Source organism: Winslowiella iniecta, from assembly GCF_001267535.1.
GTDB classification, from domain to species: Bacteria; Pseudomonadota; Gammaproteobacteria; order Enterobacterales; family Enterobacteriaceae; genus Erwinia; species Erwinia iniecta.
Map to the genome: position 1 here is coordinate 1 of NZ_JRXE01000029.1, position 17,624 is coordinate 17,624.

A 17,624-nucleotide genomic window follows, 5' to 3' on the forward strand; every position below is an offset into this window, starting at 1 on the left:
TCAACCCTGCGAGTGCCCACACAGATTGTCTGATAAATTGTTAAAGAGCAGTGCAATCAGCAGTTTGTCTTGCTGTTGCGAGGTCACGTATATTACGCTTTCCTCTTGAAGAGTCAAATATTTTTTTACTTTTCTCTTTCTGACCCGGCGACCGTTGAGTCGTTGTTCCGTGTCAGTGGAGGCGCATTATAGGGAGTTTCTGACAGGTGACAAGCGCTAAATGCAAAATAATTTCCGAGTGTCTCTTTTTTGCTCAAACCGCCAGTTTTTCGAGCTTTCCAAAGCCATAACGCTGTAAAACGGGCATTAATTGCGCAGTTTCTTCGGTAAAAGCCATGCAATAAGCCGTATTACCTGCCGCCGACAGCGCAACTGGGGACTCATGTTCCAGTAACCAGGCGGTACGCCGTGCAATAGCGGCACCTGAATCGACTAAACGCGTCCCTTCCGGCAACACTTGCTGTAACTCTTCACTTAACAGAGGGAAGTGGGTACAGCCCAGTACCACCGTATCCGGCGGCTCCGCCATTCGCAGCCACGGCTGCAGAATACGTTTGATCTCTTCTAATGCGACTGGCTTACCGTGCAGTTTGGCCTCGGCCAACTCCACCAGTTCTGCGGAACCGAGCATTTCGGTTTTACATTCACTGGCAAATCGCGCCACCAGCTCATGAGTATAAGGACGGCGTACCGTTCCACGCGTCGCCAGTAAACCGACAATACCGTTACGGGTTAAGCGTGCCGCAGGCTTTATCGCCGGCACAACGCCGACAACCGGAAAATCAAAACGCGCACGTAAAGCAGGTAAGGTGACGGTACTGGCCGAGTTACAGGCAATAACCACCAGTGCCAGAGGAGTTAGTTGGGTAATTGCCGTCACAATCTCTACCACGCGCTCAACGATAAACTCTTCACTCTTCTCACCATAAGGAAAAGCGACGTTATCGAAAGCATAGAGATAATGGAGATCCGGCAGCAATTGCCGCATCTCATCATAGACGGAAAGCCCACCGACGCCGGAGTCAAATACCAGCACGGTGGGTCTTAAATCAGAAGTTGTAGCTGCCGTTGACGAAGTATTCCCGTCCTGGGGTTTGATAGCCATACGCTGTCTCGTAATCTTTATCGAACAGGTTGGCAATTCTACCACGAACGGTGAGCTGAGATGTGACCGGATACGAAACCGCGAGATCCCATAAACTTACACCGCCCAGTTTTACATTCTGGGTAGTATAAGAAGAGTTGAAATCTTTATCGTGGCGCTCGCCGAGGTATTGATAGCTGACGGACCAGTCAACGTTGTAGACCGTCCAGTCAAGCTGATACTTCACCTGCTGTTTCGCACGACGCAGCAACACTTCATTGGTAGTGGCATCACGTGGGTCAACATAGTCATATGAAATTTGATGGCTAAGCGGGCCAGTCTCAAAGGACGCCGTGGCTTCAACGCCTTTAATCCTCGCTTTATCTATATTATAGGAGCGATAGGTTAACGGGTCGCTACCGATCAAATCGTCTATATCATTGCGATAGCCTGACACACGCCAGTTAACCGGGCCGGTTAAGCCTTCAAAGCCACCTTCCCACTGCTTACTTTTTTCTGGGTCGAGGTCACGGTTGCCATAGCGTTCGCTGTATACCTGATTGAGGTTTGGCGCTTTAAAGGCGGTGCCATAAGAAGCGAAGATGCGGTAGCCATCAACAAATTCCCATGCCGCGGCAGTTTGCCAGGTGTTATGCCAGCCAAATTCATTGTTATCGTCCCCGCGCACCGCTCCTTCCAGCGTCACACTGCCGAATTTCTGCTGCGTGGTGGCATAGACTCCGGTATTACGTTGCTCCTGCCCTGCCTGCACAGAACCGCTGCCAGGTTCAGAAGTCTGTTTTTGCCAGTCGACACCCGCACTCAGTGTGCCGTTGGCTACCGCAACAGTATTGCCCCACTGCAAATTATACTGTTGCACGTCATCCAGCGTGGCGGAGGCGTCGTAACGGCCTTTAGCAGGATCGTAGTTATAATCCTGGGTATGGCTGTAGCTGGCAATCAACTGGGTAGCGTAAATGCCTTCATGGAAGCGTAAACCGGTATCCCAGGTCTGGCTGTAGAGCTGACGGGTATCCGGCAGGCCAATGATATTAAAGCCAGCATCGTAAGCATAGGTCCCATCGTAAGCGGTGCGGTTATCAAAGCCGTAACCACGGAAGAAACCACTGAACCGATCGTCGAACTGATGTTCAACCATGCCGTACAGGGTTTTACTCATAAAGCCGTCACGATCAGGCTGCGCGGGCGTACCGTAGACATCCGGGAAACCCGCTTCGACATCATACCCTTTGGTATAGGTGTAGTTGCCCGCCATCGTCAGCAAGGTGTTCTCGCCCAGCTGTTGCTGAGTCGACACATCATAAGCCTGATAACCATTAGAACCGAGACCCGCCGTCAGGGTGGTACCCGGCTTATCGCGGCCAGTAATAATGTTAACCACACCGCCAATCGCATCCGAACCATAAGCGGCAGAACGCGCACCGCGCACGTATTCAATACGCTGTACTAAAGAGACCGGAATCTGGCTAAGATCGGAAGAACCGCTAATGCCCGCCTGGTTAAGACGGATACCGTCGATTAACACCAGTACATGGCTGGAGTTAGTCCCGCGAATAAACAGCGAGCTCTTCTGCCCCATGCCACCATTTTGTCCGATATCAACACCCGGTAAGCGACGCATCACATCGGAGACGCTTTTTGATTGCCAGCGATCGATCTGTTCTTTGGTCACGACGGTCGTCGGTGCCAGCACCGTAGAGATTGGCTGAGCAAAACGGTTAGCGGTAACCACCAGCGCATCATCATTTTGCTGCGCAAAGCCGTTTTGCGCCCAGAGTGAAATTGCCGTGGCGCTAAAAGCCAGCAGCGACGTTTTTGTTTTAATCATTTGAAGTAAAGCATCCAAACAGATGTAGCAGGATGCCGCAGGCATACGACCGATAGCACGCGATGATCGTACAAATTGCGACGTACCCCGGCAGGTCTTCGGGCTTGGCGTCGTTAACTGGCGAAGACTTCCCATCTATATATAGACAGTGTCTGCACGGGCAATCGCCACGACTATCCTTACCGCTGCGCGTCAGCTCCAGATTTGCACTGGATTCCCTTTTAACTTATCAGAAGGCCGGAAATCGCATACTACGATTTAGAAAAATAGAAATCCAGACTTCCAGGCTGCTAAAATAACCGTTTTCGCGACAACACTGGACATCGACGATCGAATCCCTACAATCGCCCGGCAAGTCTGCCACTCAATCAGGAATTCTCATGACGCCCGAACAATTGCCAATCGAAAACTATGACGCCCAGCTGGCGGAGAAAGTCACCCGTTTACAGGGGATGATGTCACCCTTTGCTGCGCCTGAAGTTGAGGTATTTCGTTCGCCGGTAAGTCATTACCGGATGCGTGCAGAGTTTCGCCTCTGGCACGACGGCGACGATATCTATCACATTATGTTTGATCAGCAGACGCGTGAGCGTATTCGCGTCGACAGCTTCCCGGCGGCCAGCGAACTGATTAACCGTCTGATGCCACTGTTGATTGAAGCGATCCGCGACAATCGCGTATTACGCCGCAAGCTGTTCCAGATTGATTATCTGTCGACCATGAGCAACCAGGTGGTGGTGTCACTGCTGTATCACCGTAAACTGGATGATGAGTGGCAACAGGCAGCAGCAGCGCTGCGTGATGCGTTACGTGCGCAGGGCTTTGATCTTCATCTGATTGGCCGCGCGACCAAAACTAAAATCTGTCTCGATCAGGATTTCGTTGACGAACGTCTGCCGGTCGCTGGTCGTGAACTGGTTTATCGTCAGGTGGAAAACAGTTTCACCCAGCCGAATGCGGCGATGAATATTCAGATGCTGGAGTGGGCGCTGGACGTCACTGAGGGTTCGCAGGGCGATCTGCTGGAACTGTATTGCGGTAACGGCAACTTCTCGTTGGCGCTGGCGCGTAATTTCCGCCGCGTGCTGGCAACCGAAATCGCCAAACCGTCAGTCGCTTCAGCGCAGTACAATATTGCGGTGAACCAGATCGATAATGTGCAGATTATTCGCATGTCGGCGGAAGAGTTTACCCAGGCGATGAACGGCACACGTCAGTTCAATCGCTTACAGGGCATCGACTTAACCAGTTATCACTGTGAAACCATCTTTGTTGACCCGCCACGCAGCGGCCTAGATGATGAAACGGTAAAAATGGTGCAGGCATATCCGCAGATTCTGTATATCTCCTGCAACCCGGAGACACTGTCCGCTAACCTGCAAACGCTGTCGCAAACCCATGACGTAACGCGTCTGGCTCTGTTTGACCAGTTCCCGTATACCCATCATATGGAATGCGGTGTGCTGCTGACCCGCCGCTAAAACAGAAACGGCGAACTCAGTTCGCCGTTTTCATCTGTTATTTTCTGCCTGCTTTGATGCGCAGCCCAATCCAGAAGATCAACGCCACCATCAGAATGGTCGGCACAAAATTCGATCCAATATCGGGATATTCCGCACGCACAATCGCGCTATACAGCAGAATGCCCAGCAGGAAAAATGCGGCAGCCAGCGACGGCATACCTTCAGGCATCGCCCGGTTGAGATAACGCTGATGCAGACACCAGGCGGCAAGGCCCAGCGCAATCAGCGGAAAGATAGAGAACGGCACAATGGCGCTAAAAAGCACCGAGAAGGAACCGTTTATCGACAGGCCAGTAATAAACGCTAAAACTAAAGTTCCTTTATCCCGGTGGGTCGGTTCAGTCATGTCATTATCCTTATCAACCAGCTTAATCATTTGATGCTAACGTTACCGCCAACCTCTCTTGCTCACGGCGATACCAGTAATAAGCCCCTTTCGAAATCATGCGCAACTGTAACACCAGCCGCTCTTCGAGCTGACGGCGCTGCGCGACATCGATATCCAGCGCCTCCGCACCGGCGTTAAAGACAATAATCACCATTGCCTCGGCCTGTGCTTCAGTAAAACTGCGCGGCATACGGTTTTCCAGCTCAAGATAATCCGCCAGTTCGGCGATAAAATGCTGTATTTCCCGTGCTACCGCGGCACGAAAGGCGGCAGACGTTCCCGAACGTTCGCGTAACAACAGGCGAAAGGCGTTGGGATTATTGCCGATAAATTCCATAAAGGTGGAGACCGAAGTGCGAATGACGCTGCCGCCTTTGGCAATACGCTGACGTGCCTGACGCATCAACTGACGCAGCATCAGACCGCTCTCATCGACCATGGTCAACCCTAACTCATCTACATCACGAAAGTGACGGTAAAATGATGTTGGCGCGATTCCCGCTTCACGCGCAACTTCACGCAGGCTCAGGCTGGCGAAACTTCTTTCGGCACTCAGCTGACTGAATGCCGCTTCAATGAGCGAACGTCGTGTACGTTCTTTTTGTTGTGCTCTGACGCCCATGGTTGTGCCTGTTTGACCTACCGAAGCGGAACTATAGCAAACTTTTCAGCGTACAGTCCTATCAACTTTGTCAACGCTTGTTAACCTCACGCTTTGTCAAATCGCGGCAAAAATCGCTGATACAATTGGGATGTCTGCGATGAGATGTTAGAATCTCGTTGTAAAAATGTAGATAAAATATAGGACGTACTGGTATGCAACAGTCTTACGATTACGATGCCATAGTCATTGGCTCAGGTCCTGGTGGCGAGGGTGCCGCGATGGGCCTGGTTAAACAGGGCGCGCGTATCGCCGTCATCGAGCGTTACCACAATATCGGCGGTGGCTGTACCCATTGGGGAACCATCCCGTCGAAAGCGCTCCGTCACGCTGTAAGCCGTATTATCGAATTCAATCAAAACCCGCTTTACAGTGACCACAGCCGCCTGCTTCGCTCCTCATTTGCTGACATTCTTAACCACACCGAAAACGTTATCAGCCAGCAAACCCGCATGCGTCAGGGTTTCTATGAGCGCAACCATTGCGAGCTGTTTCAGGGTGACGCCCGCTTTATTGACGCCAACACCGTTGAAATCGTCTTCCCCGACGGCACTACCGATCGCCTGACCGCAGAGAAGTTTGTGATTGCCTGTGGCTCACGCCCGTATCATCCGGCAGACGTCGACTTTACCCATCCGCGCATCTATGACTCCGACTCGATCCTCAACCTGCATCACGAACCGGGCCATGTGATTATTTACGGTGCCGGGGTGATCGGCTGTGAATACGCGTCGATCTTCCGTGGGCTGAATGTGAAAGTCGATCTGATCAACACCCGCGATCGCCTGCTGGCCTTTCTCGATCAGGAGATGTCCGACTCGCTCTCTTACCACTTCTGGAACAGCGGCGTGGTGATTCGTCACAACGAAGAGTTCGAGAAAGTAGAAGGCGTGCAGGATGGCGTCATTGTTCATCTGAAATCCGGCAAGAAAGTCAAAGCCGACTGCCTGCTGTATGCCAACGGCCGTACCGGGAATACCGACTCGCTGTCGCTGGAGAATGTCGGTCTGGAAGCCGACAGCCGCGGGCTGCTGAAGGTCAACAGTATGTATCAGACCGCCCAGCCGCATATTTACGCGGTAGGTGACGTGATCGGTTATCCAAGCCTTGCCTCGGCGGCCTACGATCAAGGGCGCATTGCGGCACAAGCAATCATTAAAGGCGAAGCGTCAGCGCATCTGATTGAGGATATCCCGACCGGGATCTACACCATTCCGGAAATCAGTTCTGTCGGTAAAACCGAACAGCAACTGACGGCGATGAAAGTGCCTTATGAAGTGGGTCGTGCGCAGTTCAAACATCTGGCGCGTGCGCAGATTGTGGGTATGCACGTCGGCAGCCTGAAAATTCTGTTCCATCGCGAAACCAAAGAGATTCTGGGAATTCACTGCTTTGGGGAGCGCGCCGCCGAGATTATTCATATCGGCCAGGCGATTATGGAGCAAAAAAATGGTGGCAACACGATTGAATACTTCGTGAATACCACCTTTAACTATCCGACGATGGCGGAAGCCTATCGGGTAGCTGCACTAAATGGCTTAAACCGCCTGTTTTAAGTTACTGCCCATCACACCCTGCATATGGGTGCGAATCGCCTCTGCCAGCTGTTCATAACGGCTGCGCAGTGGCGAGCCAGGGCGATAGACCAGCGCAATGGTGCGCTGCGGCTCCGGTTTGTAGCACGGCAGATAGCAGACGCCATCACGCACGCGCTCTTTCGGTACCGCCAGTGAAGGTAACAGCGTAATCCCGCTGCCCGCCGCCACCATATTGCGCAGCGTCTCTAAACTGGTGGCACGGAAATGCGTATCTTCGTCGGCACCCGCCTGGAAACAGAAGCCCATCGCCTGATCGCGCAGGCAGTGGCCATCTTCCAGCATCAGTAGCTTTTCACCCGCCAGATCGGACATCGGCACACGATCGCGGTCGTGCCATGGATGATCGGCATAGATCGCCAGTTTCATTGGCTCGTCGAACAACGGCACCTCAATAAAGGCCTCACTCTCTTTGACCAGCGCGAGGATTGCGCAGTCCAGCTTACCGCTGTCGAGCTGCGCCAGCAGTTGCTGGGTCTGCGCTTCGTGCAGATACATCTCCAGCTTGGGAAAGGTCTGGTGCAGCATCGGCACAATTTGCGGCAGCAAATACGGCCCGACGGTCGGGATCAGGCCGATATGCAGTGGCCCGGACATCGCTTCGCCCTGCTGGCTCGCCATCTCTTTCAGCACTTTCACTTCACGCAGCACGGTGCGCGCCTGATCCACCAGCAGCAAACCCGCCTGTGTGAAAAGAACTTTACGGCTGGTTCGCTCCAGCAGCATGACGCCTAATTCATCTTCCAGTTTACGAATCTGGCCACTCAGCGTTGGCTGACTGACATGGCAGGAATCGGCAGCACGTCGAAAATGACGGTGCTCGGCTAACGCCACCAGATATTCAAGATCACGAATATTCATTTTATCCTCCGAGCCACGATAGTCCGTGGCGATAGATAGGATAGCAATCAACGATTATCCCTATCAAGCGGATATAGTAATAATGTTCAGCATTCAGGCAATGGCCGAATTCATTCATCTTAACCGCGAGGTACTTTATGTTTGCAAGTCAGGAAGGTAAGTCCATCCCTCAGGTCACTTTTCATACCCGTCAGAGCGATCGCTGGGTCGACATTACAACTGATGAGCTGTTTAAAGATAAAACGGTGATTGTGTTTTCACTGCCAGGTGCTTTTACGCCGACCTGTTCGTCGAGCCACCTGCCACGCTACAACGAGCTGGCCAGCGTGTTTGCTCAGCATGGCGTCGACAGCATCCTGTGCGTTTCGGTGAATGACACCTTCGTAATGAACGCGTGGAAAGCCGATCAGCATGCTGACAACATCACCTTTATTCCTGATGGCAACGGTGACTTTACCCGTGGCATGGAGATGCTGGTTGAGAAAGCTGACCTCGGATTTGGCCCGCGCTCATGGCGCTATTCCATGCTGGTGCGTAACGGCGTGGTAGAGAAGATGTTTGTCGAGCCAAACAAGCCGGGCGACCCATTTGAAGTTTCCGATGCGGATACTATGCTGCGCTACCTGGCACCAGAATTTAAAGTGCAGGAGTCAGTGTCGTTGTTCACTAAACCGGGCTGTCCGTTCTGCACCAAAGCAAAACAGATGCTGCTGGATCGGGGTATTCAGTATGAAGAGATTGTACTGGGACAAGATGCCACCACCGTCAGTCTGCGTGCCGTAACCGGTCGCGCGACAGTACCGCAGGTGTTTATTGGTGGTCGCCACATTGGTGGTAGCGACGATCTGGAACAGTTCTTCGCGACTGCGTAATATCTTGCAGGGGCGGCGAAAACGCCGTCCCTGCAAAATCAAACCGTTAAGCTAAACGTTGCTTCGCTTCAGTAATCGCCAGTGCGACCTGGTGCGGTGATACGCCACCTTTGGCATTACGCTGGTCGAGACAGGATTGCAGCGCCAGGAACGGATAGACGTCATCACCAATCACGCTGCTAAATTTCTGCAAATCCGCCAGCTTCAGTGCTTCCAGCGCCACACCCTGATTAATCGCTTCCACCACCGCTTCACCAACAATATGGTGCGCTTCACGGAATGGCACGCCTTTGGAAACCAGATAATCCGCCAGTTCGGTGGCATTGGCATAACCCTGCTCCGCCGCTTCCTGGCAACGTGGACGCTTCACCTGAATACCATCCAGCACCAGTGCCGCCATATGCAGACAGTCGGACCAGGTGTCGAGCGCGTCAAACAGCCCTTCTTTGTCTTCCTGCATATCTTTGTTATAAGCCAGCGGCAGGCCTTTCAGCGTCATCATCATGCCGGTCAGTGCGCCCTGTACGCGGCCACATTTACCGCGAATCAGCTCCAGCGCATCCGGGTTTTTCTTCTGCGGCATCAGTGAAGAGCCGGAAGTCACCCGGTCGGACAGCTCAACAAAGCCCGCTTCACCGGTATTAAAGAAAATCAGATCTTCGGCGAAACGCGACAGATGCACCATGCCGATTGAGGCATTGGACAGCAGCTCTAACACGTGGTCGCGATCGGAAACGGTATCCAGGCTGTTACGGGTTGCTGAGGCAAAGCCTAACCAGCCTGCCAGCTGCTCACGATCGATTTCGTAGGCGGTACCCGCCAGCGCACCACAACCCAGCGGGCTGACATCAAGGCGCTTCAGGGTATCCTGCAGGCGGCTTTCATCACGCGCCAGCATCTCGACATACGCCAGGCACCAGTGCGCAAAGGTCACCGGCTGCGCGCGTTGCAGATGGGTATAGCCCGGCATCACGGCATCCTGGTTGGCCTCGGCAGTGGCAACCAGCGCTTGCTGCAACTGACGCGTGGCGCTCAGCAGCTCGTTTACCTCGGTTTTACACCACAGTTTCAGGTCGGTCGCGACCTGATCGTTACGGCTACGGCCAGTGTGGAGTTTCTTACCCAGCGCGCCGACTTTGTCGATCAAACGCCCTTCCACCCAGCTGTGAATATCTTCGGCATCGCTTTCCAGAATCTGCTGCGGATTCGCACGCACTTCTTCCAGCAACACGGTTAATGCCTGTTCTAACTGCTGCTGTTCGTCCTCGGTCAGCACGTTAACCGTTACCAGCGCTTTGGACCAGGCGACGGAACCGACGATATCCTGTTCTGCCAGACGATAGTCAAAGCGCAGCGAGTCGTTGAAAAGCTTGAAACGTTGATCTGCTGCCTGAGTAAACCGTCCACCCCAAAGTGCCATGTTATTGCTCCGTTTAATCAAAAAAATGAATAGGTGTTGCCATTAAGACGGGCGGCGGGAACGCCGCCCTACTGGGTACGAATTATTTCTTTTCGTTCAGTGCACGAATACGTGAAGAGAGCGAGAACAGACGGATAAAGCCGCCAGCGTGACGATGGTCATACACTTCGTCTTCGCCAAAGGTGGCAAACTCTTCAGAGTACAGGCTGTTCGGCGATTTTTTCTGAATCGCCGTCACCTGGCCTTTGTACAGTTGCAGCACCACTTCACCGTTCACTTCTTCCGCCAGCGCTTCAGCCGAAGCCTGCAGTGATTTACGCAGTGGCGCGAACCAGCGACCATCATAAACCACGTAAGACATTTCCAGACCCAGCTGCTCACGCCATTTGAAGCTATCGCGATCCAGAACCAGCTGCTCTACTGCGCGCAGGGCGTTAACCATAATGGTGCCGCCAGGGGTTTCGTAGCAACCGCGGGATTTGATACCCACCAGACGGTTTTCGACGATATCGATACGACCCACGCCGTGTTTAGCACCGATCACATTCAGTTTTTCCAGACACTGGAACGGGCTAAGCGCTTCGCCGTTTACCGCGACCACGCACCCTTTTTCAACTTTAATGGTGACCTGCTCAGGCTGGTCCGGGGCTTCCAGCGGATCGACAGTCCATACCCAGCAATCTTTGTTTGGCGCATTCCACGGGCTTTCCAGCACGCCGCCTTCGGTAGAGATGTGCCAGGCGTTTTCATCACGGCTGTAGATTTTTTCCAGCGACGCGGTGGTCGGGATATTGCGCTCTTTCAGGTAATCCAGCAGGGCTTCACGGGACCGCAGGTTCCACTCACGCCATGGTGCAACCACTTTCAGCTGGGGTGCCAGCGCGGTGTAGGTGGTTTCGAAACGCACCTGGTCGTTACCTTTACCGGTCGCACCGTGACACAGCGCATCTGCGCCCACTTTCAGTGCCAGTTCAACCTGTGCTTTGGCAATAATTGGACGCGCCATTGAGGTGCCCAGCAGATAAGTGCCTTCGTACAGTGCACCGGTCTGTAGCACCGGGTAAACGTAATCACGGATAAACTCTTCACGCAGATCGACCACGTGGCACTCAGACGCACCGGACTGCAATGCTTTCTGCTCAACGCCTTCCAGATCGCCACGCTCCTGACCGATATCAGCAACAAATGCGACCACTTCGCAGTCACCGTAGTTCTCTTTCAGCCATGGAATGATCGCCGAGGTATCCAGACCGCCGGAGTAAGCCAGAACGATTTTTTTAATGCCTTGGTTTTGCATCTTTTAATCCTTGAATATAAAGCGTTTCGTTATGCGAGAATCCGGGTGCCAATGGACACACCGTTAAATAATGTTGGCAACTGTTCCGCGTTACGCCAGCTGGCGATATCGACCGGACGACCCAGCGTACGGGCGGCATCGAGCGCGGCGTTAACTTTAACAATCATGCCATCGGTAATAATGCCCTGTGCAATCAGCTGTTCGGCTTTGCTGGCGGTCATCTCTTCGATGCGCTGACCTTTGCCATCCAGAATACCGCTGACGTCAGAGAGCAGAATCAGGTCAGCACCGAGCGTAGCAGCCAGCGCAGTCGCCGCCTGGTCAGCATTAACGTTCATCAGTTCGCCTGCGGCAGTGATACCAATTGAGCTCACCACCGGCAGGAAATTAGCGGCCAGTAGCGTATTGATTAACGCTGGCGATCCCGGCGTAGCATTACCCACATGGCCCAATGATTCATCGAGTTGCGTCACGTTAACGCTATTGCCGTCGCCGAGGCACAGACCCACAGCATTGATAGCATATTTCTTCGCCCACGCCAGCAGCGTTTTATTGGCGGTTCCCGCCAGCGCACCAGTGATGATGTCGATCTGATCGGCAGGCGTCACACGCAGGCCGTTTTTCTTCTCAACCGGCAGCGCCAGTTTCTTCATCAGTTCATCCACCAGACAGCCACCGCCATGCACGATCAGCAGCGGACGCTGATAAGATTCACGGTAAGTCACCAGTGCGTCAAACAGCCGTGCCAGCGCTTCTTCGCTGTCCAGTAACACGCCGCCCAGTTTAATAATTAATGGATTCGTCATGAGGTTCTAACTCGCCAGTTAAATAAGTGACAGCGTTTCAGGGAAACCGAAACGAATATTCAGACACTGCACCGCCTGCGAAGACGCGCCTTTCAGCAGGTTATCTTCTGCCGCCACGAGAATCACATGCTCGCCCTGAACGGCAAAACCGATATCGCAGAACGGCAAGCCAATCACAGATTTCAGCGCGGGCAGGCTCTGGTCATACAGGCGCACCAGCGGTTTGTCGTGGTAGGCGTTATGCAGCGCTTCTGCCACATCTTCACGGCTGACACCGGCTTTCAGGCGGCAGGTAATGGTTTCCAGAATCCCGCGCGGAAAATTGCCCAGATGCGGGTTGAAGATCACCGGAACACCCAGATGTTCAGCGATTTCCGGCTGATGGCGATGAGCAAACAGGTTGTACGGTTGCAGGCTCACTTCGCAGAAACTATTGTTAATGCTGGCTTTACGGCCAGCACCGCTGACGCCACTGGTGGCATTGATCACCGGCCATTGATCGCGATTAAGCAGATCGGCCTCGATCAGCGGCTTCAGCGCCAGCTGGGCAGCGGTCGGATAACATCCCGGCACCGCAATCAACTGCGCTTCTTTAATTCTGTCGTGCTGCCATTCGGCTAAGCCGTACACCGCTTTATCCAGCCATTGCTGATGCTGATGGGTAAAGCCGTAATATTGGGTGTAGAAGTTCTCGTCATTCACGCGGAAAGCGCCAGAGAGATCGAACACCACACAGCCTGCCTTCAGGAATTCAGGGGCCAGATCATGGCTGACCTGATGGGCGGTGGCGAGGAACACCACGTCGACCTTACCGGTATAGTCGGCGGCATCACTGAGCGGCTGCAACGGCAGATCAACCACCCCTTTCAGCTGTGGATGAAGGTCGGAGAGTAATTTTCCTGCATCCGGGCTTTGCGCTGAAACCGCTAAAGCGGTTATGTTCATATGCGGATGGCGATTCAGATAGGTCGCAAGCTCTACTCCAGCATAACCGCTGGCACCAACAATCAGCGTATTCAACATCAGGCTGTATACCTTTTTACAGTCACAAAATTCCGGGTTGCAGCCTCTTCGGCTCCTCACCCACGATGTCAGGCGTTTTTTTATTCAGGGCACATTTAGCCGTTCCCTTCAGCCTGACGTTAATGTATTTTTATTCACTATTAATGCATGAATATTGATACTATCCTAACCCAAGGACTGTCAACAGTGAAGACAAAATTACCTCCTTTTATTGAACTCTACCGCCAGTTGATCGCGATACCGTCAATCAGCGCCACCGACAGTGCGCTCGATCAGAGTAATGAGAATTTAATCAATTTGCTGGCCGGTTGGTTTCGCGACCTTGGCTTCAGCGTGGAAGTGCAGCCGGTACCCGGAACCCGGCATAAATTCAATATGCTGGCGAAGAGCGGCGTCGGTGCTGGCGGCCTGCTGTTAGCCGGACACAGCGATACCGTACCGTATGACGATGGCCGCTGGACGCGCGATCCGTTCACCCTGACCGAACACGACAATAAGCTGTACGGTCTCGGCACCGCCGATATGAAAGGTTTCTTTGCGTTTATTCTTGATGCGCTGCGTGATGTTGATGTCGCAACGCTGAAAAAACCGTTGTATATCCTGGCGACCGCCGATGAAGAGACCACCATGGCGGGTGCACGTTACTTTTCTGAATCCACCACGCTGCGCCCGGACTGCGCGATTATCGGTGAGCCAACCTCACTGAAGCCGGTGCGTGCGCATAAAGGCCACCTGTCGCATGCCATTCGTATTCAGGGGCAGTCCGGTCACTCCAGCGATCCGGGTCGCGGCGTCAATGCTATTGAACTGATGCACGATGCCATCGGCCATCTGATGAATTTGCGTAACACGCTGAAAGAGCGCTACCACCACGACGGTTTTGCGATTCCTTATCCGACGATGAATTTCGGTCATATCAATGGTGGCGATGCGGCTAACCGTATCTGTGCCTGCTGTGAACTGCATATGGATATTCGTCCGTTGCCAGGCCTGACGCTGAGCGATCTCGATGGCTTACTTAACGAAGCGCTGGCACCGGTCAGTGAGCGCTGGCCGGGTCGTCTGACGGTGGGTGAGCTGCATCCGCCGATTCCGGGCTACGAATGCCCGCCGGATCATCAGCTGGTACAGGTGGTAGAGAAACTGTTGGGTACGCCAACGGAAGTGGTTAACTACTGCACCGAAGCACCGTTTATTCAGCAGGTGTGTCCGACGCTGGTGCTGGGCCCGGGTTCAATCAATCAGGCGCATCAGCCCGATGAGTATATCGATACGGCTTTTATTAAGCCGACCCGTGAGCTGATCGCGCAGGTTGTGCATCATTTTTGCCATCACTAACGATGACTGGGGTAATTGTCTGGCAAACCAGCCGCTTGCCCCTGATTTATTCCGTCTTTGGCGATAAGAATAACTTATCTCGCCTTGATGTAATTAAATTTCATAAATTACCGTCATTTAGCGGCAGGATATCGCTAATTTAAGTCAATTGACGAATGGAAAGTTACATGGCTAGATAAAAGACGAAGTTATGCCCGTCTGGGTGAAATAAAGTTACAAAAAATATAAGGGTGTCAGGGGTCATATGAACGAACAATATTCCGCAATGCGAAGTAATGTCAGTATGCTCGGCAAACTGCTCGGGGATACTATTAAGGATGCGCTGGGAGAGAACATCCTCGACCGGGTGGAAACCATCCGCAAACTCTCCAAGTCATCCCGTGCGGGAAATGACGCTCATCGCCAGGAATTGCTCACTACGCTGCAAAATCTGTCGAATGATGAACTGCTGCCGGTCGCGCGCGCCTTCAGTCAGTTCCTGAATCTGACCAATACCGCCGAGCAATACCACACCATTTCGCCGAAAGGTGAAGGCGCAAATCATCCTGAGATGCTGGCGAGAACCTTTGAACACCTGAAGCAACAGCCCGATCTGACGGAAAGCGCGATCCGTGACGCGATTGAGTCGCTGTCACTCGAGCTGGTGCTGACTGCGCACCCGACTGAAATCACCCGTCGCACTTTGATCCATAAACTGGTCGAGGTGAATAACTGCCTGAAGCAGCTCGACCATAACGATCTCTCTGATTACGACCGTGGCCAGATTATGCGCCGCCTGCGTCAGCTGGTTGCCCAGGCGTGGCACACTGATGAGATCCGTAAATACCGTCCGTCGCCGGTTGATGAAGCCAAATGGGGCTTTGCGGTGGTGGAAAACAGCCTGTGGGAAGGCGTGCCGAGCTTCCTGCGCGAGCTGAATGAGCAAGTGGAAGCGTCGTTTGGCTACAAACTGCCGGTCGACTTTGTCCCGGTGCAGTTTACCTCGTGGATGGGCGGCGACCGCGATGGCAACCCGAATGTCACCTCCGACATTACCCGCCATGTGCTGCAACTCAGCCGCTGGAAAGCCACCGACCTGTTCCTGCGCGATATCGCCGTGTTGGTTTCCGAACTGTCGATGTCCGAGTGTAACGACGAAGTGCGCAAACTTTGCGGTAATCCGGAAGCGCTGGAACCGTATCGCGAAATCATGAAACACCTGCGCAGCCAGCTGACGAATACCCAGGCTTATCTGGAACGCCGTCTGAAAGGCGAACGTCCGCCGCGTCCGGCCGATCTGCTGATCTCCAACGATCAGCTGTGGGACCCGCTCTACGCTTGTTATCAGTCACTGCAAGCTTGTGGCATGGGCATCATCGCCAATGGCCAGCTGCTGGACACGCTGCGCCGCGTGAAATGCTTTGGCGTGCCGCTGGTGCGTATCGATATCCGTCAGGAAAGCACCCGCCATACCGAAGCGATTGCTGAAGTGACGCGCTATCTGGGTTTGGGCGACTATGAAAGCTGGTCAGAAGCCGATAAGCAGGCGTTCCTGATCCGTGAACTGAATTCGAAACGTCCGCTGTTGCCACGCCAGTGGGAACCGAGCGCCGAGACCCGTGAAGTGCTGGAGACCTGTCGCGTTGCGGCGGAAGCACCGAAAGGCTCCATCGCTGCTTACGTGATTTCAATGGCGAAAACGCCGTCTGACGTGCTGGCAGTACACTTACTGTTAAAAGAAGCCGGTATCACCTTTGCCATGCCGGTTGCCCCGCTGTTTGAAACCCTTGATGACTTGAATAACGCCAATGACGTGATGAGCCAGCTGTTAAGCATTGACTGGTATCGCGGCTTTATTCAGGGCAAACAGATGGTGATGATTGGCTATTCTGACTCGGCAAAAGACGCCGGTGTGATGGCCGCTTCATGGGCACAGTATCAGGCACAGGATGCGCTGATTAAAACTTGTGAGAAAGCCGGCATCGCGCTGACATTGTTCCATGGACGTGGCGGTACTATTGGTCGTGGCGGTGCGCCAGCTCACGCGGCACTGCTGTCACAACCGCCGGGTAGCCTGAAAGGCGGCCTGCGCGTTACCGAACAGGGTGAGATGATCCGCTTTAAGTATGGTTTACCGGAAATCACCATCTCCAGCCTTTCGCTGTATACCGGTGCCATTCTGGAAGCTAACTTGCTGCCACCGCCGGAACCAAAGAAAGAGTGGCGCAGCATTATGGATCAGCTGTCGACCGTCTCCTGCGATATGTACCGTGGCTATGTGCGCGAAAATAAGGACTTCGTTCCTTACTTCCGCTCGGCAACCCCGGAACAGGAGCTGGGTAAATTGCCACTCGGCTCGCGCCCGGCGAAACGCCGTCCGACCGGCGGTGTTGAGTCACTGCGCGCGATTCCGTGGATCTTCGCCTGGACGCAGAATCGTCTGATGCTGCCAGCCTGGCTGGGTGCTGGTGCGGCGCTGCATAAAGCGATGGAGGAAGGCCATCAGGATCAGCTGGAAGCGATGTGCCGCGACTGGCCATTCTTCTCAACCCGTCTGGGTATGCTGGAAATGGTGTTCTCGAAAGCTGACCTGTGGCTGGCAGAATATTACGATCAGCGTCTGGTGGATAAATCATTGTGGCCGCTGGGCAAGCAGCTGCGTGATCAGCTGGATTCCGATATTAAAGCGGTACTGACCATCGCCAATGACTCACATCTGATGGCGGATCAACCGTGGATTGCAGAATCGATTGCGCTGCGTAACGTCTACACCGATCCACTGAACGTACTACAGGCAGAGCTGTTGCACCGTTCGCGTCAGCAGGAGGAAAAAGGTGGTGAACCTGATGCCCGCGTCGAGCAGGCCTTGATGGTCACTATCGCCGGTGTCGCAGCAGGTATGCGCAATACCGGTTAATAAAAAAGGAG

General features: G+C 53.5%; 14 protein-coding genes and 1 riboswitch. Of the genes, 5 read left to right on the plus strand and 9 right to left on the minus strand.

The window, feature by feature from the left end; genetic code table 11:
• Positions 1-253: 253 nt before the first annotated feature.
• Both murI and btuB read right to left on the minus strand, forming a co-directional pair.
• Positions 254-1,105: a glutamate racemase gene (gene murI / locus NG42_RS17895; protein WP_072133232.1), complete on the minus strand. Its 852-nt coding sequence runs from the start codon at positions 1,103-1,105 to the stop codon at positions 254-256.
• The gene (gene btuB, locus NG42_RS17900) at positions 1,050-2,933 is read right to left on the minus strand and encodes a TonB-dependent vitamin B12 receptor BtuB (RefSeq protein ID WP_052901664.1); all 1,884 of its coding nucleotides are present in this window, start codon (positions 2,931-2,933) and stop codon (positions 1,050-1,052) included. The genes murI and btuB overlap by 56 nt, the downstream gene beginning before the upstream one ends.
• A 72-nt stretch (positions 2,934-3,005) precedes the next feature.
• Positions 3,006-3,190: riboswitch (cobalamin riboswitch) on the minus strand.
• A gap of 123 nt (positions 3,191-3,313) precedes the next feature.
• On the opposite strand from btuB, the gene trmA reads away from it, so the two are divergent.
• Positions 3,314-4,414, plus strand: a complete 1,101-nt coding sequence (gene trmA / locus NG42_RS17905) for a tRNA (uridine(54)-C5)-methyltransferase TrmA (protein ID WP_052901666.1) — start codon at positions 3,314-3,316, stop codon at positions 4,412-4,414.
• 37 nt (positions 4,415-4,451) lie between these two features.
• Here the strand turns inward: trmA and NG42_RS17910 are convergent, their stop codons facing one another.
• Positions 4,452-4,802 carry a YijD family membrane protein gene (locus NG42_RS17910; RefSeq protein WP_052901825.1) on the minus strand — a complete coding sequence of 117 codons (351 nt, stop codon included), beginning with the start codon at positions 4,800-4,802 and terminating at the stop codon, positions 4,452-4,454.
• 22 nt (positions 4,803-4,824) lie between these two features.
• Positions 4,825-5,466, minus strand: coding sequence for an HTH-type transcriptional repressor FabR (fabR, locus tag NG42_RS17915; RefSeq protein ID WP_052901668.1), 642 nt, complete (start codon positions 5,464-5,466; stop codon positions 4,825-4,827).
• A 194-nt stretch (positions 5,467-5,660) separates the two neighbouring features.
• On the opposite strand from fabR, the gene sthA reads away from it, so the two are divergent.
• The gene (gene sthA, locus NG42_RS17920; RefSeq protein ID WP_052901670.1) at positions 5,661-7,061 is read left to right on the plus strand and encodes a Si-specific NAD(P)(+) transhydrogenase; all 1,401 of its coding nucleotides are present in this window, start codon (positions 5,661-5,663) and stop codon (positions 7,059-7,061) included.
• On the opposite strand, the gene oxyR is transcribed toward sthA, so the two are convergent.
• Positions 7,044-7,961: a DNA-binding transcriptional regulator OxyR gene (gene oxyR / locus NG42_RS17925; RefSeq protein WP_052901672.1), complete on the minus strand. Its 918-nt coding sequence runs from the start codon at positions 7,959-7,961 to the stop codon at positions 7,044-7,046. The genes sthA and oxyR overlap by 18 nt on opposite strands.
• Before the next feature lie 137 nt (positions 7,962-8,098).
• Here oxyR and NG42_RS17930 point away from each other — a divergent pair, with 137 nt between their 5' ends.
• Positions 8,099-8,833 carry a redoxin family protein gene (locus NG42_RS17930; protein WP_052901674.1) on the plus strand — a complete coding sequence of 245 codons (735 nt, stop codon included), beginning with the start codon at positions 8,099-8,101 and terminating at the stop codon, positions 8,831-8,833.
• Positions 8,834-8,879: 46 nt separating this feature from the next.
• Here NG42_RS17930 and argH read toward each other — a convergent pair whose 3' ends face one another.
• From argH to argC, 4 genes are all read right to left on the minus strand, one after another.
• Positions 8,880-10,253: an argininosuccinate lyase gene (gene argH, locus NG42_RS17935; RefSeq protein WP_052901676.1), complete on the minus strand. Its 1,374-nt coding sequence runs from the start codon at positions 10,251-10,253 to the stop codon at positions 8,880-8,882.
• 82 nt (positions 10,254-10,335) lie between these two features.
• The gene (locus NG42_RS17940) at positions 10,336-11,550 is read right to left on the minus strand and encodes an argininosuccinate synthase (protein WP_052901678.1); all 1,215 of its coding nucleotides are present in this window, start codon (positions 11,548-11,550) and stop codon (positions 10,336-10,338) included.
• Between the two features lie 29 nt (positions 11,551-11,579).
• Positions 11,580-12,356: an acetylglutamate kinase gene (gene argB, locus NG42_RS17945; protein WP_052901680.1), complete on the minus strand. Its 777-nt coding sequence runs from the start codon at positions 12,354-12,356 to the stop codon at positions 11,580-11,582.
• Between the two features lie 18 nt (positions 12,357-12,374).
• Positions 12,375-13,379 (minus strand): N-acetyl-gamma-glutamyl-phosphate reductase, encoded by a 1,005-nt coding sequence (argC, locus tag NG42_RS17950; protein ID WP_052901682.1) that lies wholly within the window; start codon positions 13,377-13,379, stop codon positions 12,375-12,377.
• Positions 13,380-13,565: 186 nt separating this feature from the next.
• On the opposite strand from argC, the gene argE reads away from it, so the two are divergent.
• Together argE and ppc are read left to right on the plus strand one after the other, a co-directional pair.
• Complete coding sequence (gene argE / locus NG42_RS17955; RefSeq protein WP_052901684.1) at positions 13,566-14,717, plus strand: acetylornithine deacetylase; 1,152 nt, start codon at positions 13,566-13,568, stop codon at positions 14,715-14,717.
• Positions 14,718-14,961: 244 nt separating this feature from the next.
• Complete coding sequence (gene ppc, locus NG42_RS17960) at positions 14,962-17,613, plus strand: phosphoenolpyruvate carboxylase (protein ID WP_052901686.1); 2,652 nt, start codon at positions 14,962-14,964, stop codon at positions 17,611-17,613.
• Positions 17,614-17,624 lie beyond the last annotated feature (11 nt).